Origin of the sequence: Streptomyces odonnellii (assembly GCF_000981895.1) — a bacterium.
GTDB classification, from domain to species: Bacteria; Actinomycetota; Actinomycetes; order Streptomycetales; family Streptomycetaceae; genus Streptomyces; species Streptomyces odonnellii.
The window spans coordinates 1-25,630 of sequence record NZ_LATD01000022.1 but is presented as its reverse complement, the minus strand read 5'-3'; the positions used below and the strand labels follow the sequence as shown (position 1 = coordinate 25,630).

Annotated in this window: 36 protein-coding genes; 1 reads left to right on the top strand and 35 read right to left on the bottom strand. The window is 69.5% G+C overall.

Annotated elements, in window-relative coordinates:
- Positions 1 to 3: 3 nt before the first annotated feature.
- The 29 genes from WH07_RS03445 to WH07_RS03315 all read right to left on the bottom strand — a co-directional run bounded on the left by WH07_RS03445 (position 4) and on the right by WH07_RS03315 (position 21,049).
- On the bottom strand, positions 4 to 261 hold the full coding sequence (locus WH07_RS03445) for a hypothetical protein (protein WP_046495103.1): 258 nt from the start codon (positions 259 to 261) through the stop codon (positions 4 to 6).
- Positions 261 to 434 (bottom strand): hypothetical protein, encoded by a 174-nt coding sequence (locus WH07_RS39510; protein ID WP_157877179.1) that lies wholly within the window; start codon positions 432 to 434, stop codon positions 261 to 263. Before WH07_RS39510 ends, WH07_RS03445 begins: the two co-directional genes overlap by 1 nt.
- On the bottom strand, positions 431 to 919 hold the full coding sequence (locus WH07_RS03440; RefSeq protein WP_046495100.1) for a hypothetical protein: 489 nt from the start codon (positions 917 to 919) through the stop codon (positions 431 to 433). The genes WH07_RS39510 and WH07_RS03440 overlap by 4 nt, the downstream gene beginning before the upstream one ends.
- Before the next feature lie 103 nt (positions 920 to 1,022).
- The gene (locus WH07_RS03435; RefSeq protein WP_046495098.1) at positions 1,023 to 2,207 is read right to left on the bottom strand and encodes a helix-turn-helix domain-containing protein; all 1,185 of its coding nucleotides are present in this window, start codon (positions 2,205 to 2,207) and stop codon (positions 1,023 to 1,025) included.
- A gap of 321 nt (positions 2,208 to 2,528) precedes the next feature.
- Positions 2,529 to 2,780 (bottom strand): hypothetical protein, encoded by a 252-nt coding sequence (locus tag WH07_RS03430; RefSeq protein WP_046495096.1) that lies wholly within the window; start codon positions 2,778 to 2,780, stop codon positions 2,529 to 2,531.
- Positions 2,777 to 3,004 (bottom strand): hypothetical protein, encoded by a 228-nt coding sequence (locus tag WH07_RS03425; protein ID WP_046495095.1) that lies wholly within the window; start codon positions 3,002 to 3,004, stop codon positions 2,777 to 2,779. The genes WH07_RS03430 and WH07_RS03425 overlap by 4 nt, the downstream gene beginning before the upstream one ends.
- Positions 3,005 to 3,050: 46 nt before the next feature.
- Entirely contained in the window at positions 3,051 to 3,950 is a 900-nt protein-coding gene (locus tag WH07_RS03420) for a peptidoglycan-binding protein (RefSeq protein WP_046495093.1), read from the bottom strand.
- On the bottom strand, positions 3,935 to 4,123 hold the full coding sequence (locus tag WH07_RS03415) for a hypothetical protein (protein ID WP_046495091.1): 189 nt from the start codon (positions 4,121 to 4,123) through the stop codon (positions 3,935 to 3,937). The genes WH07_RS03420 and WH07_RS03415 overlap by 16 nt, the downstream gene beginning before the upstream one ends.
- Positions 4,123 to 4,344, bottom strand: coding sequence for an Acb2/Tad1 domain-containing protein (locus WH07_RS03410; RefSeq protein ID WP_046495089.1), 222 nt, complete (start codon positions 4,342 to 4,344; stop codon positions 4,123 to 4,125). Before WH07_RS03410 ends, WH07_RS03415 begins: the two co-directional genes overlap by 1 nt.
- 64 nt (positions 4,345 to 4,408) lie before the next feature.
- On the bottom strand, positions 4,409 to 5,830 hold the full coding sequence (locus tag WH07_RS03405; RefSeq protein ID WP_052744216.1) for a hypothetical protein: 1,422 nt from the start codon (positions 5,828 to 5,830) through the stop codon (positions 4,409 to 4,411).
- Positions 5,830 to 6,726 (bottom strand): hypothetical protein, encoded by an 897-nt coding sequence (locus tag WH07_RS03400; protein WP_232788698.1) that lies wholly within the window; start codon positions 6,724 to 6,726, stop codon positions 5,830 to 5,832. Before WH07_RS03400 ends, WH07_RS03405 begins: the two co-directional genes overlap by 1 nt.
- A gap of 47 nt (positions 6,727 to 6,773) precedes the next feature.
- Positions 6,774 to 7,910, bottom strand: a complete 1,137-nt coding sequence (locus WH07_RS03395; protein ID WP_332836337.1) for a siphovirus ReqiPepy6 Gp37-like family protein — start codon at positions 7,908 to 7,910, stop codon at positions 6,774 to 6,776.
- Between the two features lie 27 nt (positions 7,911 to 7,937).
- The gene (locus WH07_RS03390; RefSeq protein WP_046495084.1) at positions 7,938 to 8,915 is read right to left on the bottom strand and encodes a phage tail family protein; all 978 of its coding nucleotides are present in this window, start codon (positions 8,913 to 8,915) and stop codon (positions 7,938 to 7,940) included.
- Positions 8,916 to 11,180 carry a phage tail protein gene (locus WH07_RS03385; RefSeq protein ID WP_046495082.1) on the bottom strand — a complete coding sequence of 755 codons (2,265 nt, stop codon included), beginning with the start codon at positions 11,178 to 11,180 and terminating at the stop codon, positions 8,916 to 8,918.
- 232 nt (positions 11,181 to 11,412) lie between these two features.
- Entirely contained in the window at positions 11,413 to 11,916 is a 504-nt protein-coding gene (locus WH07_RS03380; protein ID WP_046495080.1) for a DUF7426 family protein, read from the bottom strand.
- Positions 11,916 to 12,398, bottom strand: a complete 483-nt coding sequence (locus WH07_RS03375; RefSeq protein ID WP_046495079.1) for a phage tail tube protein — start codon at positions 12,396 to 12,398, stop codon at positions 11,916 to 11,918. The genes WH07_RS03380 and WH07_RS03375 overlap by 1 nt, the downstream gene beginning before the upstream one ends.
- Before the next feature lie 10 nt (positions 12,399 to 12,408).
- Positions 12,409 to 12,840, bottom strand: a complete 432-nt coding sequence (locus tag WH07_RS03370; RefSeq protein WP_232788697.1) for a minor capsid protein — start codon at positions 12,838 to 12,840, stop codon at positions 12,409 to 12,411.
- A gap of 62 nt (positions 12,841 to 12,902) precedes the next feature.
- Positions 12,903 to 13,253, bottom strand: coding sequence for a hypothetical protein (locus tag WH07_RS03365; RefSeq protein ID WP_063775731.1), 351 nt, complete (start codon positions 13,251 to 13,253; stop codon positions 12,903 to 12,905).
- Positions 13,250 to 13,567 carry a hypothetical protein gene (locus tag WH07_RS03360; RefSeq protein WP_046495114.1) on the bottom strand — a complete coding sequence of 106 codons (318 nt, stop codon included), beginning with the start codon at positions 13,565 to 13,567 and terminating at the stop codon, positions 13,250 to 13,252. Before WH07_RS03360 ends, WH07_RS03365 begins: the two co-directional genes overlap by 4 nt.
- The gene (locus tag WH07_RS03355) at positions 13,564 to 13,974 is read right to left on the bottom strand and encodes a hypothetical protein (protein ID WP_046495111.1); all 411 of its coding nucleotides are present in this window, start codon (positions 13,972 to 13,974) and stop codon (positions 13,564 to 13,566) included. The genes WH07_RS03360 and WH07_RS03355 overlap by 4 nt, the downstream gene beginning before the upstream one ends.
- Positions 13,975 to 13,983: 9 nt before the next feature.
- Entirely contained in the window at positions 13,984 to 14,259 is a 276-nt protein-coding gene (locus tag WH07_RS03350; protein ID WP_046495077.1) for a hypothetical protein, read from the bottom strand.
- An 88-nt stretch (positions 14,260 to 14,347) separates the two neighbouring features.
- A complete protein-coding gene (locus WH07_RS03345; RefSeq protein ID WP_046495074.1) occupies positions 14,348 to 15,301 on the bottom strand; it encodes a P22 phage major capsid protein family protein in 954 nt (317 codons plus the stop codon).
- A 26-nt stretch (positions 15,302 to 15,327) separates the two neighbouring features.
- Positions 15,328 to 16,116: a hypothetical protein gene (locus WH07_RS03340; RefSeq protein WP_046495072.1), complete on the bottom strand. Its 789-nt coding sequence runs from the start codon at positions 16,114 to 16,116 to the stop codon at positions 15,328 to 15,330.
- A 108-nt stretch (positions 16,117 to 16,224) separates the two neighbouring features.
- Positions 16,225 to 17,364, bottom strand: a complete 1,140-nt coding sequence (locus tag WH07_RS03335) for a phage minor capsid protein (protein ID WP_046495070.1) — start codon at positions 17,362 to 17,364, stop codon at positions 16,225 to 16,227.
- A gap of 13 nt (positions 17,365 to 17,377) precedes the next feature.
- Complete coding sequence (locus WH07_RS03330) at positions 17,378 to 18,892, bottom strand: phage portal protein (protein WP_046495068.1); 1,515 nt, start codon at positions 18,890 to 18,892, stop codon at positions 17,378 to 17,380.
- Positions 18,873 to 19,085 (bottom strand): hypothetical protein, encoded by a 213-nt coding sequence (locus tag WH07_RS03325; RefSeq protein ID WP_046495066.1) that lies wholly within the window; start codon positions 19,083 to 19,085, stop codon positions 18,873 to 18,875. Before WH07_RS03325 ends, WH07_RS03330 begins: the two co-directional genes overlap by 20 nt.
- Positions 19,085 to 19,243 carry a hypothetical protein gene (locus WH07_RS40215; RefSeq protein WP_198533709.1) on the bottom strand — a complete coding sequence of 53 codons (159 nt, stop codon included), beginning with the start codon at positions 19,241 to 19,243 and terminating at the stop codon, positions 19,085 to 19,087. The genes WH07_RS03325 and WH07_RS40215 overlap by 1 nt, the downstream gene beginning before the upstream one ends.
- Positions 19,240 to 20,517, bottom strand: coding sequence for a PBSX family phage terminase large subunit (locus tag WH07_RS03320; RefSeq protein WP_046495064.1), 1,278 nt, complete (start codon positions 20,515 to 20,517; stop codon positions 19,240 to 19,242). The genes WH07_RS40215 and WH07_RS03320 overlap by 4 nt, the downstream gene beginning before the upstream one ends.
- A gap of 4 nt (positions 20,518 to 20,521) precedes the next feature.
- On the bottom strand, positions 20,522 to 21,049 hold the full coding sequence (locus tag WH07_RS03315; protein WP_046495061.1) for a helix-turn-helix domain-containing protein: 528 nt from the start codon (positions 21,047 to 21,049) through the stop codon (positions 20,522 to 20,524).
- Positions 21,050 to 21,128: 79 nt separating this feature from the next.
- On the opposite strand from WH07_RS03315, the gene WH07_RS03310 reads away from it, so the two are divergent.
- A complete protein-coding gene (locus WH07_RS03310) occupies positions 21,129 to 21,674 on the top strand; it encodes a PH domain-containing protein (RefSeq protein WP_046495059.1) in 546 nt (181 codons plus the stop codon).
- Between the two features lie 267 nt (positions 21,675 to 21,941).
- On the opposite strand, the gene WH07_RS03305 is transcribed toward WH07_RS03310, so the two are convergent.
- From WH07_RS03305 to WH07_RS03280, 6 genes are all read right to left on the bottom strand, one after another.
- On the bottom strand, positions 21,942 to 22,229 hold the full coding sequence (locus WH07_RS03305; protein ID WP_046495057.1) for a hypothetical protein: 288 nt from the start codon (positions 22,227 to 22,229) through the stop codon (positions 21,942 to 21,944).
- A 57-nt stretch (positions 22,230 to 22,286) separates the two neighbouring features.
- Entirely contained in the window at positions 22,287 to 22,706 is a 420-nt protein-coding gene (locus WH07_RS03300) for a hypothetical protein (protein WP_046495055.1), read from the bottom strand.
- Between the two features lie 153 nt (positions 22,707 to 22,859).
- The gene (locus tag WH07_RS03295; RefSeq protein WP_052744213.1) at positions 22,860 to 23,225 is read right to left on the bottom strand and encodes a hypothetical protein; all 366 of its coding nucleotides are present in this window, start codon (positions 23,223 to 23,225) and stop codon (positions 22,860 to 22,862) included.
- A 162-nt stretch (positions 23,226 to 23,387) separates the two neighbouring features.
- The gene (locus WH07_RS03290; protein ID WP_046495053.1) at positions 23,388 to 23,777 is read right to left on the bottom strand and encodes a hypothetical protein; all 390 of its coding nucleotides are present in this window, start codon (positions 23,775 to 23,777) and stop codon (positions 23,388 to 23,390) included.
- A 158-nt stretch (positions 23,778 to 23,935) separates the two neighbouring features.
- Positions 23,936 to 24,307 (bottom strand): hypothetical protein, encoded by a 372-nt coding sequence (locus WH07_RS03285; protein WP_052744212.1) that lies wholly within the window; start codon positions 24,305 to 24,307, stop codon positions 23,936 to 23,938.
- A 145-nt stretch (positions 24,308 to 24,452) separates the two neighbouring features.
- The gene (locus tag WH07_RS03280; protein WP_063775730.1) at positions 24,453 to 25,403 is read right to left on the bottom strand and encodes a SpoIIE family protein phosphatase; all 951 of its coding nucleotides are present in this window, start codon (positions 25,401 to 25,403) and stop codon (positions 24,453 to 24,455) included.
- Between the last annotated feature and the right edge of the window lie 227 nt (positions 25,404 to 25,630).

The window sequence follows — 25,630 nt, the reverse complement described above, 5'->3', positions numbered from 1 at the left end:
GGGTCAGTGGGGGTGGTGCAGGCCGGCCGTGACGTACTGGCGGGCCGGGGAGGTGTGGGCCTGATGGTGGATGTCCATCAGCGCCTGCTCGCAGGCCCGGCACGCGTACAGCGGCGTCTCGGCTGCCGCGTGTCCCGGGCCGCCCGCAGTGATGAGCGATCCGATACAGATGGTCTGGAGGCCGCGGCGATCGCAGCGGAAGCAGTCGCCCAGTTCGTACAGTGCGTACAGGCTGTCCAGATGTACGATCTCGACCCGCATCACGGCCGGGTCCCGCGGGCGTCGAGGAACCGCTGCCAGAGGCGGTCTCCTGCGGCGCAGCGCTGGCCCGTGGAGCAGTCCGGGCAGCCGGGCGCGTGCTTGATGTAGAGCCGGTAGCGGCCAAGGAGAGCGCCCGAGGCGGCCAGGAGCCGGCTGAGGACAGGTGAGGTCACGGCCTGGTGGTGGGATCGAGGCGCTCGCGGCCGACGCGCAGCAGCTCGGCCACCGCGTCGGGGTCGCACAGCCCGCCCACCTGCGAGACAGGGACAGTCCAGTAGGTGGCCACGGCGTGGGGCTCGGTCTGGTCTTCCCGGGGGATGCCGAGCCACCCGCCCTCGCCCCGGACCACCGCGAGCGGCGAGCGCCAGGCTGCGCATGTCCCGGGCGGTACAAGGGCGTAGTACCAGGTGCCGGGCTGGCAGATCACCGGACCGCCGAGGACCTCGGCCAGGGCAGCGGAGACAGTGGCGGGATCGGAGGAAGCGGCGGCGGCGTGGACCAGCTCCCGGGGCATCTTGACGGCGTCGAACGCGACACCGGTTCGCAAGAGTGCCGGGCGGCCGTAGGCCCAGTCCTCCCGGGCGATCGAGGGAACTTGGCTGCTCGACATCAGCCATCGGGCAATGGCCGTATCGGCCAGGGGGTGCGCGTGCTTCATGGTCGGCTCCATGTGTGACGGGCGAGTGGAGCCATCGTGGCTACGCGCAAAGGCCCGGACTATCACCACCTCGTGATAGTCCGGGCCAAAGGTTCACGGTGTGTCAGGCTCCGAGCCAGGAGCCGTACGACAGGAAGCTGTCCGGGAGTTGACGCTTCGCTGCCTCCAACCCGGCGTAGGTCTCGCGCACGGTCTGGTGATACCGGGCCTGCTGGGGTGCCGCCTTCCGCGCCCGCAGGAGATTGGCGAAAGCCGTGTCCAGGTCTCCGGTCCACATCTGCGCGCGAGCCAGCTCGGCGTGGTGGTGACTGCGGCGAGAGGCTGGCCAGTCCTTCGGAAGCGTCACGCTCTGCCCGGCCTCTGCCGCGGCACCGTACTCGTCCAACTCAGCGAGGACGCTGACTCGGTGGACTGCTGCGTTGGTCGGGCCGAACGCCAGCCAGTGCACATCTACCGCCTCACCGGTCAGCTTCGCGATGCGCTCGCCCTCCTTGAGGTGCTCCTCGGCGCCGGAACGGTCCTTTGCCCGACCCGCCATCACCGCGGCGCCGAGGTGGAGTTGCCCGGTCAGGACGTCCCGCTCCCGGCCGACCGGCGCCTGCTCCAGCGTGGACAGGCCAAGCGCCACCAGGCGCTCGCCGGTTCGGTACTGGCCTTCGCGGAGATAGGTCAGCGCCCGCATGTAGCGGTACATGCCTCCGACTACGGCATCGGACCCGCGCTGGGATGCCCAGTCCATCCGCGACAATGCGATGGCTGCCAGGTCGCCGTAGCCCAGTTTGCTGGCCACGTCGTAGGCGGTCCGGTATGCGCTCGCCAGGAGCAGCCACCCTGCTGTAGTCCCCGCAATGTGTGCTGCGGTCGTCGCTTCCTGGATAAGGCCGGCGACTTGTCCCGCCGCGCGTTTGATCTCCCCGGCCCGGACGATGACGAGCAACTCCTCGGCATCAGCCGTCAGCAGCTCGTACGGTCGCGGATGGATGTCGGGGTCCGCGCCGAGGTCGTAGACGTCCAACGCCTCGCGGATCGGCCTTATGAGGACATCGAGTTCGTCTGCCCTCAGCTCGGTGGCGTAGGGCTGGCCGGTCACGGTGGCGACGTCCACCCGCAGTGCGCGGGCGATGCTGGCAATGACATGCGGCGAGGCTGGGAGCACGCCTTGCTCGGTCTTGGTGAGGGTGCTGTACGGGACCTGGGAGAGATCGGCCAGGGCGCGTTGGGTGAGGTGGCGCTCCAGGCGCAGGCGCTTGATTCGCGCGCCGGTGCGGGCATGCGGGAGAGCGTGCATACTGAACTCCGTTCTGACTCGACACCAGAACGGTACCCGCGGTCGGCTCCGGGGGTACACGAAAGCGCCCCCTGCCAGCCCGCGAAGGGCCGGACAGGGGGCGCAGTGCGTATTCACGGAAACAGTGCAAATTAGGCCGGTGAGCCGGTAACGTACCTGGTCAGAAAGTGTGCTCCCCGCAGGCGCGGGGATGGTCCGTGCTTCTTTCTGCGCGAGGACCTCTTCACCGAGTGCTCCCCGCAGGCGCGGGGATGGCCCCCTGGCACGACGAAGCGCCCCCTGCCTGGCCGAAGCCGGGCAGGGGGCGCGCTGTGTGAGGGGTCATCGGTAGAGAGCGATCAGGCCGACCGCCGTACCGGCCACACCGGCGAGGACACCGATGGTGGGCAGCGGCCAGCGGGCCCGCTCCAGCGCGGTCACGCGGGTCTCCAGCTCGGAGATGTCTTTCTCCACCTGCCCGGTCCGCTGGAGCGTGGTGTCCAACCGGCCGTTCAGGGTGGCGAACCCCTCTGCGACCGTGCCGCGGAGCCGCTCCAGTTCGACCGCGACCTGGGTCGACTCCTGCGGGGTCACCGCAGAGTGCCCGTACGCGGCGTGTGCCGGGCCCGGTAGCCGGCCACGAAGGTGATCGCCGCCGGGACCAGGGCAAGGACGAACGGGCTGAGCGCGTCGGGCAGCCACTCCAGCAGTCGCGCGTTGTCCTGGAGCGCGGCGAGGCTGGCCAGGAGCCCGGTGGACCCCAGGTAGGTGCCGGCCGTCGCGGCGGTGACCTTCTTCTCAACGGGTGCAGCAGCCATAGCGAATCCCTTCATTTGTGCAGGTCAGTGATGCCTTACGGCTGGATTAGGTGTTGGGGACCTTGAGGCGGTCCCAGGAGGCCTTGCCGGGGATGCCGTCCGCGTCGCTGCCCGAGTAGCCGAGCTTGCGCTGCCACGCGGCGTACGAGGCGCGGTCGACGTCCGTCCACTCCGGGCCGGGCCCGACCTGGTACCGGCCGCAGCCCTCCGCCACCAGGCGCTTGCCCATCGCCGTGATGATGGCGCTGCGGCGGCCGGCCGCGAAGAACGCGGAGCCGGGGAAGGGCTCGTACTTCTTTGCCGGGGCCGGAGGCTTGGGGGTGGGCTTCGGCGGCGCGGGCGGCTTCGGCTTTCCCGCGGCGAGCCGCTCCTCGACCCGGGCCCGCATCGAGTCCATCGTGAAGCCGCGCGGGTCGACCTTGCCCGGCTGCCACTCCTTGTGCCCGATCACCGAGCGCTCGGTCCAGCCGTGCGCCCGGCAGATCGCGGCCGCGGCCTTCTCGATCGCCTCCAACTGGACGGCGGGCCACGGGTCCTGGCCGTCCCCGAGGTTGATGGCCTCGAAGCCGTAGAAATGGCGGTTGCCGTCGGTGTTCGCCTCGTTGGCAGCGGGCAGCGGGCGCTCGTCGATGACGGCCTCGAGGACGTCGTCGTCCCCGGAACCCGCGTGATTGGCCCGGCCGTTGCCGACCAGATAGACCGTGCCGTCCTTGGCGATCACCCCGTGGCACAGCGGGCCGGGCAGGGTCGAATGGCCGTTGTAGCAGAGGTCGACAGAGGCCTCGGTGCCCGAGGTGACGGTGTGATGGATCATCACCCCGTGCAGCGGCCCCCAGGGGCCCTTGTGATTGCGGTTGTGTGTGCGCCAGCTCCGGTGCTCGACCACGGTGAGGCCCTCGTCCTTGAGGGCTTGGAGCAGTTTCGCGGCAGTCAGAGGAGTTGCCATGCCTGCCTCGGCTTCCAGTTGGGGCCGCGCAGGGCGGCGGGGATCTCGGCTGGTTCCGGCGGCGTGGGCGCGAGCGGTGTGCCGTCCAGGGACGGGAACGGCAGGTGGTACACCTCCACAGCGGTGAGATCCGCGCGGTCCCAGGGATGCGACTCGGCCGGGTCGGCGGACATCAGCCGCGCTCCGGGTGACGCGCGATGGCCGCGTTGGCGTTCATGACCGCCTCGTCGATGTGCGTGATCGCGCGGCTCAGCTCGGGCGAGGACGGGCACAGCTCGGCGAGCAGCTCGGCGAAGGCGAGGCCGGCGGCGCGGATCCGCTCGTAGCGCTCGGCCTGGCCGGGCTGCGGGGGGTGGTAGGTGAAGCGGTTCTCCAGGTTCAGGTCGTACGCCATGCGGTCCTCCAGAAATGACGGACGCCCCGGCCGGGATGGCGCGGGGCGGGAAGCGAGCGGCGGGTCAGGCCAAGGCGAGCGCCATGATCGGGATGTCGTGGTCGGTGAGTACGCCTGCCGCGCTCTGGCTGAGCGTGGTGGGCGTGTTGGACTGCGAGGCGAGGTACCAGGCGCGGGCGAACGGAGTACCGAAGGGGCTGAAGAAGTTCGCGCCAGCCACAGGGGCCTCGTTTTGCACGTGGTAGAAGCTGTAGTCGGACGCCCCGCCGGTCGTCAGGACCCACGTCACCCAGTAGCGGCCCGGCGCCAGGGTGACTGTGGACGGCATCGAGATGGGTGTCGCCCCGATGTGGCTGCTGATCATCTGCGGGGGGCTGCCCGCGGTCTGCCCGGCGGCGGAGAGCGCCACCGGCGAAGCAGTGCTCGTGACCTTCGTCCCGTCCTCGCGGTAGATTCCCGCCGCGTACCGGTTGGTGCTGACGCCGCCGTACCCGCGGGCGAACATCAGCACCCTGTTGACCTGCGTCGGCTCGGTGATGTTGATCCCGCACGCGTACAGCCGCTGAGGGGTCAAGAACTTCGCCACGGGGTTGGCGACCGTGTACGGATCGCACGTCCAGGCCTGGAATCCGAGGCTCTGCGGGGTCCAGACGTTCTTGGCGACGGCGGCCGGCACCTGAGCGATTGGCAGCCGCGAGGAGCCGTCCAGCGTGGCGACGCCGTTCGCCGCGCCGCGGTCCATCATCGACACGGCCCCTACGGCTGCCGCGGTATGGGTGTGGCTGGTCGCGGCGGCGCCAACGTCGGCCGCGACCAGAACGACGGCGCCCGTCTGCTCGTTGACGGACTGAACGGGGGCCTCAGCGGCGGGGGGCAGCTGGGAGTAGGGGACCCGCCCGGTGCCGTCAAGGCCCGCCACCCCGGAGGGGACTCCGACCGCTGCCGCGGCGACCGCCCCGACGTCGGCCGCAGCCAGGAGGACCGCGCCCGTCTGCCCGTTGACGGACGCGACGTCCCCGGTTCCGGCCGGACCCTCCGGGCCGCGCAGGTTGATGCGGAGGGACCAGTCTGTGCCGTCGAAGGAGTACAGGTCACCCGTGTCGGTTTCGACGTACAGGTCTCCCGCCACCGGGGTCAGACCGGCGTCCTCGGGGCCGCCAGTGCCGAAGTACCAGTGGGCGCCCGGGTCGCCGGGCTCGCCTTTGCCACCGGTGTGGGCGTAGAGCCAGGCGCGGCGCCCGCCGCCTGCGTCGGCCCACATGCCGAAGACCTCGTCGGGTCCGGAGAAGCGGGGCAACTGACCGTACTCGTCGCTGATCACATAGGGCACCGGATTGCCCGCGGAGTCCAGGAGGTCGGTGTACTGGCTGCCGTCGACCTGGGCGGTCCAGAAGGTGATCTGGGTGTTGGGCGACACCATCCAGATGCCGTCGGAGGGAGCCACCACGAAGTCTGCGACGCCGGCGCCGAATCCGTAACGTGCCATCAGCCCGCCACCCAGCTCACACCCGAGTTGGACAGGACGTTGTTGTCGGTGGGGACACCCGGGTGCTGGGTGAGCCACACCTGGCCTGGGGTGTCGCTTGCTTTGGAATAGATGGTGATTCTCCCGATTCGGGCGCCGGTTATGTAGCAGATGATGTATTGGTCACGGGTGGCGTGCCGGTAGTCGGCCGGGATGAGGACGGGGAGCCGGGACGGGGTGGTGTTGGTGAGGGTGCCCGCTGTCCGCGTGAACGACCCGAGCCTCAGGCTGACGGTGCCGTTCCGTTCCTCCAGTACGGACGTGGTGCCGATGCTCCACCCCGTCAGCGGCGAGTCCACCGTGACGATGCCGGAGGCGGAGTAGATCGTGCGCAGCGCCTGACCGTCGTGGAAGAGGATCCGGCCGGTGTCCACCTCCCACAGCAGGTCCCCCGGCGCCGTGTTGGGGTTGGTCAGCGCCGTGGACACGCACGGGCGCATGCGGCTGCCGACGTACCGCTCACCGCGGGTCACGGTGACCGACGTCGCCCCGGCCGCGACGGTGGCGTTGGCGAGCAGCGCCTCGTAGGTGGTGAAGCCGGTGCCGGTAGTGAGGACGGGCGGGCCTGCGCCGGGTGTGCCCTGCTTCACTACGGCCCGTACGGTCCAGGTGCTCCGGTCCAGGCGCAGCACAACCCGGTCAACGCGGGTCTGGCCGCTGCTGTTCGCAGCGATGTCCAGGCTGTCGCCGGTGGTGCCGGAGGTCCAGGCGTGCCCACGCAGGGACGCGAAGACGTCGGCGGCCACGTTCACGGTGAGCCCTATGCCAGCCGTGATGACGGGCGGGTCGAGCGGGGTGCCGTAGACCCCGTCGCCGGAGAAGTGCGCGGCGATCTGCTCGTACTCGACGTCAGTCACCGACCGGGAGTTGTGCTCGGGGGATGGCCAAGAATCCTGGGCCACTGCTACCTCGCTTCGATTCTGCCGAGCCGTCGGCCCAGCTCCCGTACCACCCGCACGATCTGCGGATCCGTCGTCGCCTCCGGAGACCCGATCAGCGACGTGACGTGCTCGCCCGCACCCGGGGTCGCCTGAAGATGCATCGACCGCACCAGATCAGCGACTTCCACCCCCGTCGGCAGAGCCACGGTGACCCGGTCCCCCAGCCCAAAGTCCCGGCCGGCCTTCAGGTCCTCGGTGTCCACCGTCACGGTGGCCAGCTCCACAGGAGCCGCGCCCTCAGCCAGGGCTTGCCGTCCCTCCTGCGTCAGCTCGCCCGCGGCATCGTTGTCCGCGGTGCCGTCGATGAGCTGCTCTACCCGCCACCACGCTGCTGCGGCGCCTGGATCGGCGACCTCTACGTAGGCGCGCGGGACGGCCTGGTCGGATCCGGTCACCAGCGCGTGTGTCACGGTCGGCGCGGACTGCCGGTATGTGACGGCCCGCAGGTTGCCGAGCCCCGCAGAGAAGCGGGCGGTGCCGGTCCGGTCGGTCGGTGCGTACACCTCGAACAGAATTTGGCTGCTCGTCTGGCGGGTGCGGAAACCCAGCCCGCCCGCGTCGATGGCCACCCGCCGACATGTGGCGAGCAGACCCTCAAGGCGAGTGTTCACACTGGTCGTTGTACCGACCCCAGCCGCCGGGGCGAGCGCGAAGTTGGGGATCCGCCGTGCGGCGAGCGCGCCCGGACCGCAGTTCTCGTTCACAAGCGTCCGGATGATCGTCTCGCCGCTGGCGGAGGTGATTTGCCGGGCCGTGTCCGGCTGCTCTGACCATGCCGACGCCGGAGCGGGCCACGTCAGATACCCCGCCGGCCGCGCCAGGTCATCGGTGAAGTTGATGGTCACCTTGCCGGGCGGGGCTTCCCCTTCGCCCCCGATGCCCCAGGAGAAATCCGTGGGGATCTCCATCGGGCCTGCACACCAGAAGCCGCCGTCTCGGATCACCATGATCCTGTTCCCAGGCTGGAGTTGTGCCATGACGTGAGGGTGCGCGACCAGCTCGGCGCTGCCGCTCGCTGGCTCGTTGAACCGCACTGTCGCGTCGAGGGCCAGCCAGTCGGCCAGCGGGTCGCCCTGGACCCTCAAATCCGGGTCAGTCACGAGCAGTTGGATAGCCAAGGCGCCTCCTCACGCTGTCTCGTACCGCGGGTTGAACGTGAGGTCGACCGCGCTGCCGGGGCCGGAGCCGTCGAGCTGGAAGGTGATGGAGTTGGAGCCGGGATCGAGGCCCCACAGGACAGCGCTCGGCCAGTCCAGGGATCCCACCCAGTTCGAGCCGTCCTGGTATCGGACCTGCGGCGGATCGGTGCGGACCGTGACCCGTTCCCCGGCGAGCAGGTTGCCGTGGCCGATCTCCGGGGCGTTGGGGTCGAGGGTGAAGGACTCGCCGGTGTCCTCGCGCGTGAAGACGATCTGCGATGCCGGGCCGGTGATCGTCCACTCCGGCCACACCGTGACATCGCCGGGGTTGCTCACCACCGTGGCCCCGAGGACCTGGCTGGACGACACCGAGGGGTACGGGGCCAGGAAGTCCACACCGATGCCCTGTTCGCGGTGCACGGTGAGCGGGATGGGATCCACCCAGTACGGGTCCTCGCAGAACAGGGTCATCACGGCCGTGTCCGAGATCCAGCCCGTACCGCGCGATCCCTGCCCCTCGAAACCTTCCTCGTAGAGCACCTGGATCTGGCGGCGGGTTCCGTCCGGGCGGGCGATCTCCAGCACCCCGGGGCCCTCCCGCAGCGTCCGCGTGAACGCCCGCCCGAGTGCCCGCCACCGGCCGATGAACTCCATGTGGGTGTTGCCGAACACCCGGAGCGGCCACACGATCGACCGCGGCTGTGCCTGCACGTGCCGCAGACGCGCGCCCCCGCGCGGGCGCGCGTCCGTGGTCAGCTCGTACGGCGCCGCCCCCAGCCCTGACACACCTTCTGCGAGGGTGGTCCAGCCCAGCGACCGCGTCGTCAGCGGCCACGCCACCCCCGTCGGGTCGTAGTAGGTGACCGTGGCCCGGCCCAGCTCCGGGAGGATGATCCCGCCGCCGCCACCGCCAGCGGGCGGCTCCCCGGTCTCCGGCGGGGTAACGGGGGCTGCGATGAGCGGCATCTATCGTGGCCTCCCCACTCTGGCGCGGGCGTCTTGGCGGCGCTGGAGCACCTCCAGGTCCCGGATCGTCATCTCCCGCTGCGTCAGGTTGTAGGTGGTGTACGTCCGCCGGTCCGTGGTCGTCCCCGTACCGCGTGCACCGGCTGGTACCGGCCGCGGGGGCGGAGACACAAGACTCGCCATCGCACTGCCACCTAGCGCCGGCGCACCCACGCTCGTGACGATCCCCGAGGTGATCCCGCGTAGCTGCCGCTGAAGAGCCGGGACCTGCTGGTCGATGCCGCCCATCAGGCCGCTCATCAGCGCCTGTCCGGAGGGGCCCAGGAGCTTCAGGTCGACGGCCATCGGACCCTTCCAGTCCGGGATCATCGAGGTGATGGAGCTGAACTTGCTCTTCAGCGCTCCGATCATCCCGGTGACGCCGTTGATCAAGCCCTGAATGATGGACCGGCCGACGCCCGTGAGGAGACCGCCCAGGTTGCCAATGGCGGCCTTGATCCGGCCCGGGAGAGACCGTACGTACGAGATCAGCCCGACGACGCGGGACGCGGTGCCGGTTCGGATGCGGTCCCAGTGCCGCAGGAAGAGCGACACCAGCGGGAGGCTGGTGATGTAGCCGAGGAGCGCCGCCCCGACACTCTTGATCTTTCCCCAGACCCAGTCCCAGGCGGCACCGGTGGCCCGTTTGATGCGGTCCCAGTTGAGGACGATGATCGCGACCAGTCCGACGACCGCAGCGATCACCCAGCCCACGGGCCCCATCGCCACGAGCCATTGCGCGGCCATGGTCGCTGCCCACACCACGGCGCGCGCGGCCATGAGCGCGAACTGCGCCACCGCCGTGGCCGAGGCCCGCAGCACGGCCGCGATCCACGTACCGATCGCCACCAGTGCACTGCCCACCCAGGCCCCGGCGGTCGTTGCGGCCGACACGACGGCGGCGCCCGCGATCCGGGCGTACGCGGCCAGCCCGACGGCCATCAGGCGTGTCCAGCCCGCGATAACGGCCCATGTGGAGCTGGCCATAACGGCGTTCGCACCGGCCACCACGGCCGACCCGGCCCCGTACAGAATCATTCCGACCCGCACGGCGGCCAGCACACTGACCAGCGTGGTCAGGACCGGGGCCGGGGTGCTGCTGACAACCTGACCAAATGCGTTCGCGATCAGCGTGGTCACACCGAGAAGCGGCGCTGCGGCGGAGACGACCGCGAGCGCGGCCTCGGCGAGCGTGGACAGGGTCTCGCCGCCCTCGTCCGCCTTCTCCAAGAAGCTCGCGAAACCCTCGGTGTCCTTGAGCCCGACACCCCAGGCCGCGAAGGCGGCGGTCATCCCCACCAGGCCACCGGTCACTGCGGCCGAGGTAGGGAGGAAAGCCTGGAGCAGCCCAGCAAACCCCCGGGCGAGATTGCCGATGATCAGGACGAAATCGCGCAGGGCGGTCCCGGACGCAGCAGCCATATCCGCCGCCCACCGCTTGAATCCGACGGACTTCACTCCGACCGCGACCCGGTCCAGCAGATCGCCCAGCGCAGACGCTGCGGCCCGTACGAAAGGTGTCAGCGACGGGAGCAGAGCACGCAGGATCTCGATGCCCCGGGTGAAAAGAGGCATCGTGGTTCCGCTGAGGCTGTCCGACCAGTCCTGATAGTCGCCCTTCAGCGCAGCGAAGGCCTTCGCCGTCGCCCTGGTGGCCGGCGGCAGGTCCCGCATCGCCACCGCAGCCGCAGCGTCAGCCTCGGTGGCGGCTTTCGTCGCTGCCTCGACCTCGGTGAGCGCCTTCTTGTACTCGTCCCCGCCCTTCGCGGCGAGCTTGGCCGCGAGCTGCTTCTTCAGCAGCACCTTCTCGTGGGCGGCGTCTGCCGCCTCGGCGGACGCTGCCGCGTCCTTCACCGCGTCGAGTTGCGGCTGCGCGGCCAAGGAGAAAGCCTTCACCGCGACACCGGCCGCGACCGCGCCTGCGGCAACGCTCCCCAGCGCGGTCGCGACTGCCGCCACGGCGGGAACGCCCAGCTCGACGGCCGCGACTGCTGGCACGAGCCGTTGGAGACCGGAGAGCGCTCCGCGGGCGCCTTCGCCGATGCGCTGGGAGAGGGAGCGCCCCATAGCCTCGGACTCGGTGGTGAACCGCCCGTGGAGGTCACGCAACCTTCCGTCGGCGTCGCGGGTGAAGCCGCGCAGGCGCAACTCGGCGCTGGTGAGCGTCCTGGTGTACGGCCTGTCGTTCAGGCGGAGCCCCGCGACCAACTCGCCCAAGTTGAGCACCGCGTCGCACCCCCTTTCGGCCGTGGTTCAGGGGGAGGAGCGGGCTACTGCGGTTTTGGGGGCTCGAAGTGTCTGGAGATACGGCTCTCGGCGGAGAGGAGGCCGTAGATCCGGATCTTCAGCCAGCGCCAGGACCGCCCTTCGAGCAGCCCTGGGGCACCGACGTCGATGCCGTAGACCTCGTGGAGGTCGTTCTCGATGAGGGCCCACTGTTCCAGCAGGTCGCCCCAGTTCAGGTCTGGTCGGCCGCCTTTTTGGCGGCGCGGGGCTTGGCCGGGCGGGTACTCGTACCACTCGTGGAGCCCCGTGTGCGGGTCGACTTCGCCGCAGCCGATGAGGCCCGACGTGTCTCCCGATTCGGGGCCTGGCGAGAAGGGTCGCCACCAGCAGTCCAGTAGCGCTCGGCGGTTTCACTGTCGTGTGCGATCCACAGGACAGCGGTGATTGCGACGTGCTTGAAGAACGGCCAGTCCAGACCGGCGAGCAGCTCGTCGTGACGTGGCCCGAGAGCGTCCCGGTACAGGTCCAGCTCGCGCGCGTCGTCGAGGACTTCCTGGCTCGGATCGGCTCCGGCGACGGCCAGCGCGAGGCCGCTCTCCATGACCTTCTGGATCTTCAGGCCAACTTCGGCTGAGGGGCCGGGGATGATCACATCGCGCATCGTGCCGTCCCGGAACCGCACCGGCAGGGTGAGAGCGTCGTCCTGGAAGTCGTCCAGCGCCTTGAAGCGCCCCATCAGGCGGCCAGCGGATTCGTGATCGGCGTGAGTGGGCCCGTACCGGTCCAGGTGCACTGGATCTGGTCGAGGGCTGTATACGGGCCGCCCTGCGGCTCCCAGACGGGCAGGGCGTGCCCCTCGTATGCCTCGGGACCGCCCTTGCGGTCCAGGAATCGAAGGTGGTTCTTCGAGGCGTCGCCATTGGCGAAGAAGGCGAGCCTGATCGCTTCGTGTACTGGGGAGTAAGTGGTGGAGTCTGCCGACACTTTCCGGTTGAACGTGGCTACGACTTCCCACGCCTGGCCGGTCTTGTCGTTCCCGGCCCAGCCCTCACCGTCATATTCTGACGAGTCCTCATGGTTGGGCGCGGCGCTCCACCCGAATTCGGTGATTCCAAGACAGGGCTGCCAATCGGGCTCGTCCGCCGTGCCCATGTTGATCTCCAGCTTCCAGCGCCGGGCCAGAGCCGTTTCTGTGGCGGTCTGCGGGGGCGTCGTCATGGCCCATCTCCTATTCGTGCACGTAGGGAGCGGACCGACTCGTCCGCAGGTAGTAGTTGGCGGACAGCTCCTCGCGGGAGTGCGCGTCCTGGCCCATCAGGCCCTGCGACTGCCGCCACGCCAGAGCGACCCGGACCGGCCCGAGGTAGAAGTTCTCCCGGCCGTGCAGCAGGTCGCGGACGACGTCGGCCAGGTCGAGGACCTCACGCGGGTCCGGACCAGCACGCATCCGGATCTGGACACCGGTGATCACGTCCGTGCCGCCGGTGTCCTCCACCGGGTACGGGGTGAGGCAGATGATCCGATCCGGCGCCTCCGGGACCTTGGCGATCGTGATGCCGGTCTCGCCCGCCGCGTAGACACCGGAGGCGCGGTACACGCCGAGCCCGCCGCCATCCATGAGGACAGCAAGGCCGGTGAGGAGATCGGTGGTGTAGCCCACGGACACCCCCTCGGGCGTGCCTTAAGGCCCCGCACAAGCGGGGCCAGGAAAAACGGGAGGGGTCAGCCGCGGAGCCAGACCCGCAGCGGCACGGCCATCAACCGGAGCATCGTCTCCCGCTCCGAATTCATTGCATTTTCCAAGTACTTGGCGGTCCGGCCGGGCAAGTGCTTGTAGTCCAACCGCTCATGTTGAACAACGGCGTACACGGTGTCGTAGGTGATCGCGCCGTTCAGGCCGTCCCGGGTGACGCGTCCGGAGCGCTCCAGCGTGCCCTCCTCCAGCGGCACGTGGTCGTTCGAGACGCCGAGGGTGTGCTCCAGCGCCCGCTGGAGCCCCTCGCCCGCGAGACGCTGCCCCCGGGACGTCCACAGGCGTCGGCCCTCCCAGGACATACGCGCGTACTGCGTCACTGGAGGATCACCTCCAGGTGCTCGGGGAGCGGCAGGCGTCCAGCCGTGCCGTCGTGCGTGACGATGACCGTGGTCTTCGTGCCGTCCGGCAGTGCGACCCTGGACTTCGTCGGAGCGTTCACAGCACCGTGGCGGCAGTAGAACGTCGACGAGGAGACCACCTCATCCCCGCCCGCATCGCGGACCAGACGCGTCGTCTGCTCCAGGAAGCCGCGGACCTCAACCGGCACCCCGTAGACATCGCCGTACGCTCCGGAGCCCTCGTACGGCTCGATGGTGATCTCATGCTGGAGCCAGATCCTCGGGAGCTTCATGATGAGCACACCAGCCCCAGAACGAACCGGTCCGGAGTGAGGTCCGGGGAGCGGAGCGCCTCCAGAGCCGCGTCAGCGACCACGCGCCCACCAGCACCAGGCGAGCCGGACGACGAGCTGGCCCTCGTCATGCTCGCGGAGCCCAGCTTCACCGAGCCCCAAAGCCCTGCCGCGCCCAGCTCGTCGCCGGTCTCGTCCCACCAGCGCACCTGCTCGCACACCGCCGCAGCGAACGCCGCCGCCACGACCGGATCGGCGGGCTTCCCCTCAGCGTCCACCTCGTACCGGCACAGCCGGAGGACCTGGCTGTCGAGGAACCGGGACGCGCGGGCGAGCGCCCCCTCGTCGGGCACCTCTTCCCCGGTGTACTCCAGATACTCGGCGGCCGTCGCGTACACGCGGGCCACGGCCACCCCCTACGCGCTCGCGCCGTCGTCGCCGTACTGGGCGATCAGCTCGTCGCGGGTGAGGCCGTCGATCTTCGCTTCGTCCTCGGCAGTCTGCGTGCGGGTGCGCGCGTAGGACACCCACTCCTCCTTCTTCGCGGACTTCGACGGGCGCACCGGCCCGGCCGGGGCCGACGGTTCCGGGTCCGGATCGAGGCGGGTCCAGTTCGCCAGCCTCTCCAGGCGCCCGCGCGGCGTCGGCAGGGTGACGATGTCGCCGGTGTTCTCGTTCTTGTACTGCGCCATCTGCCCCTCCTGGGGTGTCGTGGCGGAGGTGTGCGGTGGGGCGCCGGACCACCTCCGGCGCCCCACCATCCCGCCGCCCATCGCCGGGTCAGGAGGTCGCGTCCGCGCCCTTGATCAGGACGGCGCGGTTCGCGTCCAGCGTTTTGGTGCCGTACAGGCAGTCGACCGAGACGACGGTCTGCTTGTACTTGATGTCGTAGTCGTAGACGACCCGCAGCGCGAAGCCCTTGTACGACATGATCGTTGCGTCCTGGGCGCCCGGCGGGACCTCCAGCGTCCGCGTGACCAGCGCGAACGCGGTCCGGTGGAAACCGACGTTGACCTCGGTGGTGGGCTCGCCCGCGTCCGGGTCGGCGTCCGGGCCCGCGATGTTCTGCGTCATGTACGGGTCGAAGCCCGAGGTCCGGGGGCCGAACGATGCCTCGCGCAGGCCCTCGGTGTCGCCGCGCTGGTCGGCCGTCCGCCAGACCTTCTCCGCCATCCAGCGGGCCTTCGTGCGCGGGCCCACCACCACGTTCCGGCTGAGGGGCGGCACGTTCTTCGTGTCCAGGAGCGCGCCGGCCTGGATCAGGACACGGGAGTCGCTCCAGGGGTACGCCCCGTTCGGGTAGTTGTACTCCTCGCCCGCAGTGTTCTCCGCGACACCGCCGACCTCCTGCACGATGTCGTCGCGGAGGATGAGAATGTCCCGGTCGATCTTCTGGGCCATCGCCTCCATCGCCGGGTCGAGGAGCTGCTCGCCAAAGTCCTGGATCTCCAAGGTGAGCTGCTCCGTCGTCACCGTGAAGCTGACGTCCGGGAAATGGTTCAGCGTGATGGCGACCCCAGACTCGGTCGCGTTCTGCGGCACGATGCCCGTGCCGCGGTTGAACTCGGTCGCGGTGAAGACCGCGGGCTTCCGCACCGTGATGGTGTCGCCGACACGGCCAGCGAAGTCGGCCTCGTAGTCGCGGTGCACGAGCTGCGCCATGTGCGTGGTCTCGTACAGGGTGGCGAGCGCCCGCTGCGCGATGATGTCGGGGGTCAGGAAGGTGTTGGGCATCGGGGGCCCTCTCTATTCTGTGTGGCTCAGCGGCGGGCCTTGCGGCGTGCCTCGCGCTGGGCGTCGACGCCGGTCGCCCTGCTGGGCTTCTCGGTCCGGCCGTTGAAGTCGGCGGATGTGCGTGCAGGCGCCTGGCCTGCGGCTTTGAGCTTCGGATTGGCCTCGACAGCCGCCTTGATCGCGGCGTTCACAGCCTTCGCGAATCCCTCGTCGGCCGGGTCCAAGTCCTTGATCGACCGAAGGAAAGCCCGGGAGTCGGTGAGGGCGTCCGGGTCAGCGCCGAACTTCGCCGCGCCCCGGTACACCGCCAACTCGACCGCCGTCTCACGGTGAGCCGCCGTCGCACTCTCGATCTGCGCCTTGAGCGCGGCCGGGTCCGGCGGAGTCTTGTCGTCGTCCTCCACCAGGCCGAGGACCTTGCCCAGCTCCTTCATGACCTCGGAGCGGGCCTCGTCGGCGGCAGCCTTCTTGGCTCCGGTGCGGGCCTTCGCCGCCTCCGCGTTCGCCGCCTTGAGGTCTTTCTCCAGGCGGGCGATCTTCGCGGCCGGTTCCTCGTCGGCGTCCTTCTTGGCGGGGGGCTTCTGCTTGCCGTCGTCCTTGCCCGCGTCGTCGTCCTGGCCGTCGCCGTCGCCAGTCCCGCCGGCATCGTCGTCGTCCTGGCCGTCGTCATTCCCGCCGTCGCCGTCCCCGCTGTCGGATCCGGAGTCGCCTCCGTCCCCGCCGTCGGCGTACAGGTACGGGGCGAAAGGGTGGTGGCCGTACGGGTGCGCCCAGCCGCCGGTCCCGGCGTGGCGCGCGAGGGTTCGCTTCTGCATGTCGTGCACTCCTGGTGCGCGTCGAGGGGAGGCCGGCGCCTGGCCGACCCGGTGAGGGCCCCGCGCGGGCGGGACCGGTGTTCCCGGCCCGCGCCTGGCGGGCCGAAGTCAGATAGCGCGGTTGATCTGCTCGCGCGCGGGCTTTCGCCGGAGGTCTTCGTGCGCGGCCACGTGCTCGCGTGCGACGGCCTGCCACTTCCGGACGTACGCCCCGGCTCGGCGGCGCTCGACCGCGTCGAGCGCGACGGCCTGGCGCCGCTTCCACGCACGAATGTGCCGCTCAATCTCGCGCTGCCGCTGCGTGTCCGAGTACGTCGTGCCAGGCGTCGCATGATGCGGCGGCCGGGTCGTCACCCCGGGGAGGTACGCGGCCAGCGAATGGCGGCAGTTCGGGTGGAACAGGCCCGCTGCTCGGGCTTCCGTGAGGCTCCCCGCGATGTGCACGGCGACCGTACGGCGGCGAGCGAGCAGCCGGGTCGGTTGGATCGCGTGGTCCGCGCGCACCGTGTGCGGGCCCGCCTGCCCGTTGATCGTGAGAATCTCGCCCTCCCACGGGCGGCACAGTTCGCACTCCAACGGCGCGTCCGAGACGATGACGAGCGCCACGCCCAGCTCGGTGAGAGCATCTGTGTGCCCCTGGACCGCGGCGCGGGCGGTGACGGAGCGGACGGCCATCTCGGCGTACGAGGCGAGGTTCCAGGAGCGGCCGGCGGAGTCCACGAAGCCGGTGATCCCCTTGTTTGCGAACTCGTTGAGGGCCTGCTGACTCGCCTGGCGGCGGGTCATCGCACCCAGCAGTACCGTTCCGGACGCGCGCGCGATGACTCGCCGGTACGTGTCGATGACCGCGCGCGTGATGCGTACGTACAGCGGTCGCGTGTCCTCCGCCAGGCTCGCGGCCAGCCGGTCAACCACCGGAGCATTCGGCAGGACGTCGCGCGCCACCAACTCCCGGCCGATATCCAGACCGCCCATCTCCGCCACGGCCGCCTGCCGGCCGCGGTTGTAGGCGGTGATCAGCGCGCGGGCGGTCGCGCCGTCGGCGTCCTGCTGGAGCGCCGCCGAGATCTTCTCGACCGACTGCCGGAGGTCGCCAACGGAGGCCAGCTTCAGCTCCGCCCACCGAGGGCTGTCGATGCCCGCCTCAAGAGCCGCCGCCAGGCGCTCCAGAAGAGCAGTCTCGGCGCTCTCGTACAGCTCGCGAACCTCCCGGGCCAAGTCCTCCGCCATCGCTGGGGACACAGGCATGACGCCCCCTCACCTACGCCACAGCGCCAGCCTGCATCGGATCCGGGACAGCCGTCCCATCCTCCTGCTGGATACGAGCCACCTCGGCCTGGACCGCGACGTCGTCCCACTCCGGATGCGTCATCCGCACGAGCGTGTCCGTGGACGCGGCCCGCGCCCGGCGCAGCACATCCACCGTGTTGGCCAGCGTCAGCGGATCTTCCTGCACGGAGTCCTCGAACTCGATGGTCGGCCTCTGCGGGACAGCCTTGCCGCCGAAGACGTGCCGGTCCACGGCGAGCAGGGCCTCGGCCGCGTGGGAGAGCCCGGGGCGCCAGCGGAGGATTTTCCGGCCCCTGGTCGTCATGCTCCGGCGCTCCTTGGAGACGACCTCGGTCGCGGTGACCGCGACGTCCCCGCCGAGCCCGAACGTCTGCGCGGAGTAGCCGGCCGACCGCAGGATCTGGTTCACCAGGTCCTCGGCCGTCCCCTGGTGCTCAGCAACACGGATGGCGAACTGGGCCACGGTGAGCTGCTGACCGCTGTCGGCGCGGGCCAGCATGTTGATGCCCGCGAACGCCTCCTGATCCGGATTCCACGACGCGCCCCGGCCCGGCCCGGCGCTTTGTAGGTAAGCGTCAGGGACGACGATTCGCCCCTTTCCGAGCCGAATGTCCCTCATCCATGACGCGTAGGTCTCGTCGAGGGCGTCCATGAGTGGCTCGATCCCGTCGAGGTCTGACCGGCCCAGGTCCGCGAGTGACGGTTCGCAGCGCCAGCGGCGGGAGTTGGCATTCGGGATGTGTGACACGTCGAGGCCGGCGAACCCCGTCTCCACCCAGCCCTCATCGGTGACGAGCCCGGCGAATCCCTCGGTCGCCGGGTTGTCCTCCAGCGGCACCGGGCGGCCGAGCTTCTCCTTCGTGCCCAGGTAGAGGCCGTGCTGGATACCGCCCGGCTCGTGGCGCTCCAGGTGCCGCCAGATCAGGCCGTCCTCGTCGTGCACAATCTGCCAGAACGTCACCGCAGAGAGACGGCCCCACCGGAACTCCGGCAGGGCACGGTCCGCGTGCACGGCATCGAGCCAGGGCTGATCGGCGATGTCCTTGTCGTAGACGGGCCGCAGGTAGACGCCCCCGAGCGCGGCGCCCACTTCGGCCGCGGTCTGGAGCGTGGCCAGCATGCCGTCATCAACCAGGATGTCGAGGCGCTTCGTGGTCGCATCGCCGGTGACGGTCATCTTCGGCGGCTCGGAGAAGAGCAGGTCCGCGCTGCCGCCGCAGATGTCCCCAGCGATCGGCACGTGCAGCTTCGTGCGGCGTTCGCCTGGGGCTGTCGGGGTGCCCCACCACCAGCGGGCAACGCGGCCGACAACACCGCCGGCGAACTGGTATCGCTTGGCGTCCGGGCCGATGCCCGAGCCGCCGCCGTAGAGCTGCTCCAGGCGGTCCGGGTCGCCGGACCACCAGGTGTCCCACCGGGCCATGGATTCGAGCGCGGGCTCGAGGTCCCGGGGCGGCCAGGGGATGTTACCTGTGGGCAGGGGCATCGTCGTCCTCCTGCTCAGGGTGTTCAAAGGCATGGGCGGCGCCCCGCAGGAACGCGGCGATGGCCTGGCGGATGCCTTCGTCGTGGGCCGGGTCGATCTCGATCTCGCCTATCCGAAACTCTTCGGCGCTGTCGCCAACACGGAGGAACACCGGCAGGGACACGTTTGTGGGAAGGGGCATAACCACGGCCATCAGACGCGCTCCTTCTCTATCACTAGGGCGGCTATCTGAAGCCAGCTACCAGCGAGTTCGTCGAGGCGTTCCATCAGCGGCAGGTTGGTCAGCTCGATCTCCGCACGCTCCAGGAGCCGTGCTGCGTTGGCGATTGCCTGATCAGCCGTGGGCATCATGCGGCGACCTCCAGCCGGGTCGGGATGTGGGGCCGCCACAGCGACTCGGTCGTACGAACGCCATACCTCAAGGCGTCGCACGAGTGGTCGTTTTCCTTGATCGGCGCGTCGTCACCGGCCTCCGCCGCAGTGTCGTCCCAGGAGTAGCCGGGCAGCTCCTCAATGGCGCCGGTCGCGGACTCATGGATCAGCAGGTTGCCGGTGGCGAAGAGACTGGAGACCGTTCGGATGCCGTCCAGGACGGCGTTGTCGGCGGTCGTCACGCCCGTGACCCCGTCGCGGTGGAGCTGCTCGATGAAGGAGCTGGCGGAGGGGTCGACGACGGTCCACTCCGGGCTGACACCGACGGATGGCGAGTGCGGTACGGGAACCTTCGCCAGCCACTGGCGGCGGGCCCGCGAGTATTCAGCGTCGGTGAGCTGTCTGCGGGCCATGCGCGAGTCGTGCCGGTACTCACTGACCACGTACAGCCGCCGGTCGGAGCCGAGCCCGAGCAGCACGTCCGCGAAGGGGTTGACCGTGCCGTAGTCGACGGCATCGCAGAGCCAGCGGTCGATTCGCGGCAGGTCTCGCACGACGTGTTCCGCGGGGTCGAACATCTCGTAGACAGCGCCCTCGGACTGCACCCAGGCGCCGAGGATGAAGCGCCGGTACCAGAGCCCGACGTACTCCTTCTTGAGCGAGGTGACGTAGTCCTCGTCGAGCGACGGGTTGTCGTCCAGATTGAAGTGCCAGGAGCGAAGGTTCAGTTCGCCCGCCCGGTCGATGTACTCCTTCTTCAGCCAGTGACCGGGGTTGTCGGGGTTGGTGGTGCCCATCAGCTTCGCGCCCTTGACGGACAGTCGGCCGAGGAGCTGCCGGAAGAAGTCCTTCGGCAGGAGGCTGACCTCGTCGCAGTAGACCAGCGCGACGGTGGCGCCTCGGATCTTCCCCTCTGCCCGGCGGTCGTTGGCGCCGATCAGATGGACTGTACGGCCGAGGATGACCGCGGTCTTTGCCCCGGGCGTCCACACGACCAGCTTGGCCAGCGCGCCGAAAATGCCGGGGTCGACGAGGGGCTCCATGATGTTGCGGCCGATGGTGTCCAGCGTCCGGCCGGTGATGAGGATGAGGCCGGCGCGCGGCGCGGTCGCGATGGCGGCCAGCAGCGCAATCAGGCTTGCGATCGTCTTCCCGGACCGGATTGCGCCGTGCCAGATGTTGATGCGGGCTGTCGCCTCAACGATGGACGCGATCTGCTTCCGGCTCAGCGGCAGCTCGACGTTCTGGAGCATGGCGTCATGCCCCCTCGTCGGCCTCCTGGTCCTGCTGGGCCTTGTAGACCTCGGTCAGGCCGGACATGAGCTTGCTGATGAGCGCCACGCCCTCCTCGGTGCCCGTCTCGTCCTTCGGCGGCGACAGCTTGAGCGAACGGTCGATGGCGGTACCGGCGGCGGTCATGAGCGTGCGCTTCACGTCGGCCGGCGCCTCGGGGAAGGTGTGGTCCTCGTAGGTGTTCTCCTTGCCGCCGAACGACCAGACGGTGGTGGGCTCCCACATCTGCTCACGGAGCCGCTCGGCGTCGGCCTGGAGGTTCTCGGCGAGGCGTACACGTCGCTCTGCGAGGTCCATCTGCCTGACCTCTGTGGCGGCGGCGACTTGTCCGGCGCGTGCGGCGAAGGAGATTCCGCACTCCAAGGCGATGTCGCTGATTGTCCGGCCCGAGCGGCCGAGCAGCTTGGCTATCTGGTTGCGGCCCTTGCCCTGGGCGTGCAGCTCGCGGACACGCTGCCGCTCAGCGTCGGTGACGGGGGTGCCCTTTGCCACCTGTTGCCCCCTTCGCCGTTCGGGCCCGACCAGGCGCGCGAGATCGGTACGATCCGGGCACCGATAGGGAGGGGACCCCATGGCTACGTTCAACGTGCGCCCGGACATCGACGCTGCCGCCGCGAAGCTGGGCAGCACACTCGGAGCCGGGCGCGAGATCAAGCGCCTGCCGGAGGTGCTGTGGGAGGGCGAGAAGGTCGAGATGCTCGCGACGGGCATCTACGGCAAGGGCAATGGCCTGCTGGCCATGACGGACCTGAGGCTGATCTTCCTGAAGCACGGGATCACGAGCCAGCAGGTGGAGGACTTCCCGTACAGCAAGATCACCAGTGTGCAGTGGGCGGGCGGCATACTCGCCGGGACGTTGATCGTTTTCGCTTCGGGCAACCGGGCGGAGATCAAGCAGGTCCCGAAGCAGGTGGGGAAGGACTTCGCGGACAAGCTGCGGATGTACATTGCCACCGGGTCCGCCCCCGGGGCACCAGACGTTCCTGCCGCCGCGCCGACGCCTCAGCAGCAGGACCCCGCGAGCCGCCTGGCGACGCTCGACCAACTGCGGGCGGCCGGGGCGATCACGGACCAGGAGTACCAGGACCGTCGTAAGGCGATCATCGACAGCATCTGAGGGGGCACGTCGAAGGCCCCGACCAGCGGTGATGGTCGGGGCCTTCGGTGGTGTGTGGGCGTTTCCGGGCAGCCCGGATCCGTCGGCTCATAGTGCGACACGAAGGCCCGATCGCGCAACTACGCTGCGGCGGCCCCGCCGTAGGGGGTGCTCCGGCGGGGCCGCGGGCCGACGGGCGCGGGCGTGGGGAGGGCCTCGCGCATCGGGGGCTGTGCGAACTCCCGCTGCCCGCCGGGTGTGTCACGGTACGCGCCACCATGGCCGCAGTCAGCCCTCGTGCGTTGGGTTGTCGCCGTACCGGATGTCCAAGTCGTCGTCCATCTCGGCAATGTCGGGATGATTGTTGAACAGGCGCATCGCCTGAAGGCACTCCTGGATGGGGATGACGGCGCTGCCGGCGTGGTCGGCATGGAGGAGTGCGGTGTGCCGGGGGCACCCGGACGTGCCTCCGAAGTCCGTGGGCTCGAACCGGACGACGAGCCCTGTGGGGTCACCGTCGCAGGGAGTGCCGTCGAGCCGTGCGGCAGCAGCGGGGCAGGAGAACGTGATGGCCATCGGGCCATGGTGGCGCAGCGGAGCACGGCTACGGGCGGGAACGGGTGCGCGGGCTGCTCAGGCCGTGGTCCGTCCGTACGAGCGGCGCTTCTTCAGGGCCGCGATCACGGTCCGGCCGTACCAGCGGTTCGCGGGGCCGTCGGTGTTGTCCGGGGCGGGCCAGCGGGGGGTGCCGTCGGCCCGCTTCTTGGACTGGTCGGCGCGGATGGTTGCGGCGCTGATGCCGGTGGCGGCCTCGATCTCGCGGGCGGTGTAGAGCTGGCGGTTCTTCAGCTTGGTGGCGGGGCGCTGGAAGTGGTCGGCGATCACTTTGTCTACGGCGGCGCTGTCGTACAGGTAGAAGCGGCCCCTTTTGTCTATCGGCGGGGGCCAGGCGGGGTGTCGGGACCACTGGGTGCGGAGGGTGTCGTAGGCGCGGCCGTGGCGGGCGGCGATCTCGCGGAGGGTTTCCCGGCGCGGCTCGGGGGTGTCTACCATGGGGGCTCTGGCCTTTCTGTGGCTGGGTGTGGCCGGCAGGTTTTCGCGAGCGCCCTTCGGGGTGTCTGGGCTTCGGCTCGGGCCTGTCGGCCGTTGTGCTGTCTGGGGGGACGGGGGCTGCCCCCGGCTGGGTGCCGGGGGCAGCGGTGTGGGTCAGCGCTGGTCGGCGAGCCAGGCGCCGAGGTCTTCCATGTGGCTCTCCGCCATGAGGATGTTCGCGGCTACCGCGTAGCCGCGCGCCGTGGAGAAGCTGAGGGTGAGAAGCCCGTACAGGTCCAGGGCCCCGAGCCAGAATGAGCAGCTCGCGAAAAGGTGGGCCTGCTGCTCCTCCGGCATGGGCTGGTCCTCCGCGAGTTCCATGACCCTGCTGACGGCGGGGGTGGTGTCCAGGTTGCTCACCTCTCCGGTGGGGAGGGCGATCGGGACGGGGAGGGCGGCGCAGATGGCGACGAGCCCGGAGTAGGCCCGGCTCAGGTGGGCGGAGAGCGTGTGCTTCACCTGCTCTTCGTAGTCGGACATTGTGTGCCTTTCTGTTGTGGGTGTCGGTCGGGGTTCGCGGCCCCTTCCGTGTCTCCATTATGGCACATTGATAGATTGAATTGCAACACCACGACGGTGGTGACCTGCCCTCAGACGGGAACGCCCCCCGGCTGGCTGCCGGGGGGCGTGCGACCTTGGGGGTCAGTCCTGCGGGGGCTCACTTCCCTCCGGGTCGATCAGCCACTCCATGAGGTCATCGGCCGCGCCCTCCCCGTATGTGACGTTGAGCAGGGCCGCGTCCGCGTGGTGGGGCATCCCGCCCTTCGCATAGACGATGGTCAGTTCGGCTGCCGTGATCCAGCCGAGCAGAGCGGCGGCTGCGTCCATCTGCTGGCGGTCCGGGATCGGCTGCTCCCCCACGATGTGGTACGCGCGGATGACGGCGGGCAGGAAGTCGCTGATCAGCCCCTGCTTCCCCTGCGGGAGCCGGATGGGGATGGGCAGCGCGGCCAGGACTGTGTCCAGCTTCTCCGCGTAGGAGCTGAGGTGCCGCATCAGGTGCTCGACCTGTGCGTCTTTGTCGTCGGACATTGCGTTCCCTTCTGTGGGTGGCGGGTTGGGGTTCGCGGCCCCTTCCCGTGTGAGGTCCATTGTGCCACTTGAGGGATTGAATTGCAACACCACATGTTGCTGGGGTCACACCTGAAAACGCCCCCGGCTGGATGTCGGGGGCGTTCATCTCGTCAGGGTCAGCTCATCTGCTCAAGCAGCCATCCGCCGAGATCCGTGAGCGCGTCGTTCGCGATCATCAGGACCCCGAGGGCGCCCGCCGCGCGCGACTCCACGTACCCCTCCTTGATCAGCAACTGGAAGGCATCCGCCGCCGTGAGCCACAGGACCGAACCGGTGAAAAGCTGGGCGTGCTGATCCTCCGGCATCGGCTGCTCGTCCGAGATGTCGGCCACCCGGCGCACGGCCGGGATGATCTCGGTGTTGGTGACCACGCCCTGCGGGAGGGTGATGGGCACGGGGAGGTTGGCGCAGACGGCGACCAGGCCGCCGTAGGTGGTGCCGAGGCGCCGGTTCAGGGTCTCCATCATGTCGTCTTCGTAGTCAGACATTCCGGTCCTTTCCGTGGGTGATGGGTCGGGGTTCGCGGCCCCTTCCCTTGAGTCTCCAGTATGGCATTTCGAGGATTGAATTGCAACACTCGTGGGTGGAGAAATGGCCCCAAGTCCCCCAGGACTCAGGGCCATCACTCAGCAACTACCGCCGCTGCCACCCGGCCAGACGATCCCCGGACCCGACCACCGCCGTCAGCCGAACACCCGGCAACTCCTCCACCGGCACACCGACCGCATCCGCGATCTCCTGCGCCGGATACCGCTCAGGCGTATCCGCGTCCTCGGCATCCGCCACGATCTCGGCCTCGCTGCCCACCAGCAGCAGCACCCTCACGTCCACGCGCTCCACCACGGTCTCCGTCTCCTCTCGTATGTCTTCTGTCTCGTTGCTTCCGGCGCTCTCGTGCACGATGACGACCACGGTCGCGTCGTCCCGGTAGCCCTCTTCGTTCGGCTCGGCTGCGGCCACGATGGCGTCGGCCAGTGCCTGCGGTTCGTCCTGGTGAGTACGCACTAAGGCTTCCAGCGTGGTGTGCGGGATCTGGTCGTGCGCGCCGTCGCTGGTGAGGATGACCACCTTGTGAGGGATGGTCACGCTGTAAACGGTGCCGACTGTGGCCTTCGACAGTGCCGTCTTGAGCCAGTTGTCGTGCTGCTTCGCCAGTTCCAGCGGGACCCCGTTGCGGCGGAGCTGGGCGCCGACGGTGTGGTCGTCCGAGTAACGGCTCAGAACCGTGCCGTCCCCGCCGTACGCCCGGCAGTCCCCGGACCACGCCACCACGACGTCATTTCCGTCAGGGTGAACCTGGGCCGCAACAGCTACCGCATCGGCCTCCTCGCCATCCGCGCCGGGGTCAGCAACAAGTTCGCCAGCGGTGAGGAGGCCGGCCAACGGGCCGCGCCGTGCGGCGATCCGCGCGGCGACCTCGGCGAGGAGAGGCGCGGTACGACTCGTATACGGCCCGTGGCCGATACCGTCAACGACTGCGGCGCCCACGGTGCCGTCCGCGAGGACGTACACCCGCGCGGCGTCGGCGTTGTCCTGCGCGGTGCCTTCGCGGGTGGCGACACCCGTTCTGATTGTCTTGCCCATGTGGGGCTTTCTCCTCTCATAGTCCGGGACTGTCCCGGCTCCCCTCGACTCCGCCCGTACGAGACGGGCGGAGCAGGCAGCCGTCAGTCCTTCCCCACCATGTGCCAGCGCAGGCGATCCGCGTGGCGAACGATGGTCAGTCCCCCTTCCCTGTAGACGGTCGTGTTGCTGTTGTTGTTGCCGCTCTCACCTGCGGCAACAGCGGGGGCCGGGGTCGGCTCCGGGGA